Genomic DNA, 3273 nt, shown 5'->3' on the forward strand with positions numbered 1-3273 from the left:
GTTTCTGTCTCCAAATCCTCTACAGATGATTCTGTTGCAGTCGTTTCTGCTTCCTGGGTATCTACAGATGATTCTGTTGCAGTGGTTTCTTTAGATGAGACTGAAGTTACTGCTGCTTCAGGAGTAGTTGCTGCCGTTGTTTGAGTTTCAGAAGTTTTTACTGAAGAATCAAAGGTAAATGCTAAAGGAGTAGTTTTAGAAGACTCTAACTCATGTTCATACATTTCTGCAACAGGTTCACTATCTTCAAAAATACTCTGTAAAGCACTACCTGTGAGAAAATAAAAAACTACACCTTGATCGCCGAGGTTTTTTATATTCGCGCCATATTCTTCAAATTTTTCAGCTAAATAATTTTTGGCCTTTCTTGCAGAGATGTTTCCCTCAACAGATAAATCTAGGGGTGTTAAATATCCTTTGTTAGTTTTCACCAACTTATTAAACACTGGATCAATTTTTTTACACTCTTGTTTCCAAAAATATCTCGCCAGTAGTTGCCCTGACATAAATATAGCTATAAATAATAGCAAATATTGCCATGTCTTTAATACGATGGCGACAACTATAGCGAACGGTAATATCAAAACTAGGGGACTAGAAACGTCCTTGTTTATTTGTTTTCCAGTCATATTTTCTGGTTATATTTTCAATCGATGGCACGTTGACAAAATTGATATTCACTAATTCCACGGTTGCTGACTTAGTGAAATTTTATCTTTAATGATAGATAATAGTTTAGGCTTTATTGACGATTTTTGTTAAGTCCATTTTTCTCAACATCGCAAAACGTGCCTTTTGGGCTAAAGAATCATCAAGTTTTGTTAAGTTTATTTGTGTTTGATATTTCTTTTTTAGAGCAGTTTGAATTAACCAATCAGCTAAAAAAGGATTTTTGGGCAAAAGCGGACCATGGGCATAAGTAGCTATGCTACTACGATAATAAGCTCCTTCTAATCCATCTTCTCCATTGTTACCATAACCTTTGATAACTTTGCCTAGGGGTTGGACATTACCAAGATAAGTACGTCCACCGTGGTTTTCAAAGCCGATTATAACAGGTTTTGTTATTTCCATCTCGGCTAATTCTGTTGCGAGGGGAGAAGCAGTAATTTCAAAAGCCAGATTACCAATGCAGCGAGAGGCATTTTCTCCAGGATGTTTAGTTGTTAAATCGAGTACACCTAACCCATTGATTCGTTCACCTAGTTTTGGTTCATAATAGTGTCCGAGGAGTTGGGGAGAACCACAGGTGAATACTCCTGGGATACCTTTTTCAATCATAGCAGTTAAAATTTCTGCTTTTTTTCCCAGAAGATCTGCCATGACAATCGCCTGTTGTCTATCTTGGGCACCTCCTCCCACAATTATATCTGCTTTGGCGAAATTTTCAGCTTCTAGATGTCTATCTAATTCTAAGATAGAAACGGCAATTTGACGCCATTGACAGCGTTTTTCCAGACAAATCACGTTACCGCGATCGCCGTAGGTACTCATCAATTTTGGATATAGCCAGCCTATAGTTAATTCTAGTTCTGAGTTAATCATTTTCCCCTCTTGGGCAAATCTTGATAATATCAAGAATATTGCAAAAATGAAAAATATATCTATGACCAATCAAAGCGAATATATCAAAGAAGCTGAAGCTACCCGAGTCAAAGTACTTAGTGAAGCTTTACCCTACATTCAAAAATTCTCCGGTGGCACCATTGTAGTTAAGTATGGTGGTGCCGCCATGAAAGATGGCTATCTCAAAGATTCTGTGATCCGCGATATTGTCTTTTTGTCCTGTGTAGGTTTACGTCCTGTAGTCGTTCATGGTGGTGGTCCAGAAATTAACGTATGGCTAGATAAATTAGGAATTAAACCCCAATTCAAAGATGGTTTGAGGGTAACAGATGCAGACACCATGGATGTGGTAGAAATGGTATTAGTCGGCCGTGTTAACAAAGAATTAGTCTCTCTAGTTAATCGCGCTGGAGGTAATGCTGTAGGTATCTGTGGTAAAGATGCTAATCTCATTAAAGCGCGTAATGTAGGTAAAGACGGTGTTGGCTTTGTCGGAGAAGTTAGCGCTGTAGATACTCGACTGGTAGAGTCTCTTGTTAGTAGTGGTTATGTGCCGATTATCTCTAGTGTAGCCGCAGATGAAAACGGCCAGGCTTATAATATTAATGCTGATACTGTGGCGGGAGAAATCGCCGCCGCCTTACAAGCGGAGAAAATGATTTTATTAACTGATACGGTTGGTATTTTAGAAAATTATAAAGACCCTTCTACCTTACTAGCTAAATTAGATATTCAACAAGCCAGAGAATTGATTAAAACAGGAGTTGTCGCGGGAGGAATGATACCGAAAGTCAGTTGTTGTGTGCGATCCCTCGCCCAAGGAGTAAAAGCAGCTCACATTATTGATGGACGTATTCCCCACGCTTTACTATTAGAAATTTTTACTGATGATGGTATCGGGAGTATGATAGTAGCTTCTGAATTTACTAATTAAATCCAAAGTTAATTGTAAAGAAAAGGCAATTGTCTCAGTAAGGGGTTGTCCTTTCTTTACAAAAATTAACTTTATCCAGTTTATTTAATCACATCTTTGGCTATCCCATAATACCGAGAGCCAATCTGTGGAAAGTTATATAGCAATTCCAAAGCAAGTGAGGTACAGAGGTTATTCTTTTCGAGGCACCGAGGCACCGAGGCACGGAGGCACCGAGGCACGGAGGCTCCGAGAGTTAGGTACAACCTCATGAGAGATGTAGGGTGCGTTAGGCGCGAAAATTTCTTTTAGGAAATCACAATAAGATAACTGATCGCCGTAACGCACCAACCTCAGGGTGTAGGGTGTAGGAGGACCAAAGCATCTATACCTAATGTTACTGGTTGGAGTTGAGTAATGAGTTTTGAAGTAATAAGTAATGAGTAAGAAGTCTTGAAGTGAAAGAAGTTTTGAAGCAGCATTAGTAGCATTAGTAGGGTGTGTTAGGGCGCAGCCCGTAACGCACCGTTAGATGAGTAATGAGTAACGAGTAATGAGTAATGAGTAAGAAGGTAGCCTGTAGTAGCCAGTAGGTTGGGCAGGGAGTTAGATGAGTTTTGAAGTAATAAGTAATAAGTAATGAGTAAGAAGGTAGCCTGTAGTTGTAGTTGTAGTTGTAGGGTGTGTTAGGGCGCAGCCCGTAACGCACCATAATGATTTTTGAAGTCTTGAAGTAATAAGTAATGAGTTAAAGAATTAATGCGATCGCGCTTAAAAATTGATTGACCCTAAAG

The 3273-nt window shown here is 39.1% G+C and carries 2 protein-coding genes and 1 pseudogene; 1 reads left to right on the top strand and 2 read right to left on the bottom strand.

From position 1 onward, the window contains the following. Positions 1-629 (bottom strand): annotated as a pseudogene (locus MW688_RS06510) (hypothetical protein); the annotation flags it as partial. A 106-nt stretch (positions 630-735) separates the two neighbouring features. After that, positions 736-1545 (bottom strand): type 1 glutamine amidotransferase, encoded by an 810-nt coding sequence (locus tag MW688_RS06515; protein ID WP_486735126.1) that lies wholly within the window; start codon positions 1543-1545, stop codon positions 736-738. Positions 1546-1606: 61 nt separating this feature from the next. Between MW688_RS06515 and argB the strand changes: the two genes are divergently transcribed. Continuing rightward, a complete protein-coding gene (gene argB, locus MW688_RS06520) occupies positions 1607-2500 on the top strand; it encodes an acetylglutamate kinase (protein WP_486735127.1) in 894 nt (297 codons plus the stop codon). Positions 2501-3273 lie beyond the last annotated feature (773 nt).

The sequence above is a fragment of the Johannesbaptistia floridana genome (assembly GCF_057440575.1).

Excerpts from the sequence above, each read along its gene's own strand:
- MW688_RS06515 (WP_486735126.1), bottom strand. The coding sequence starts at position 1,545 with ATGATTAACTCAGAACTAGAATTAACTATAGGCTGGCTATATCCAAAA.
- argB (WP_486735127.1), top strand. The coding sequence starts at position 1,607 with ATGACCAATCAAAGCGAATATATCAAAGAAGCTGAAGCTACCCGAGTC.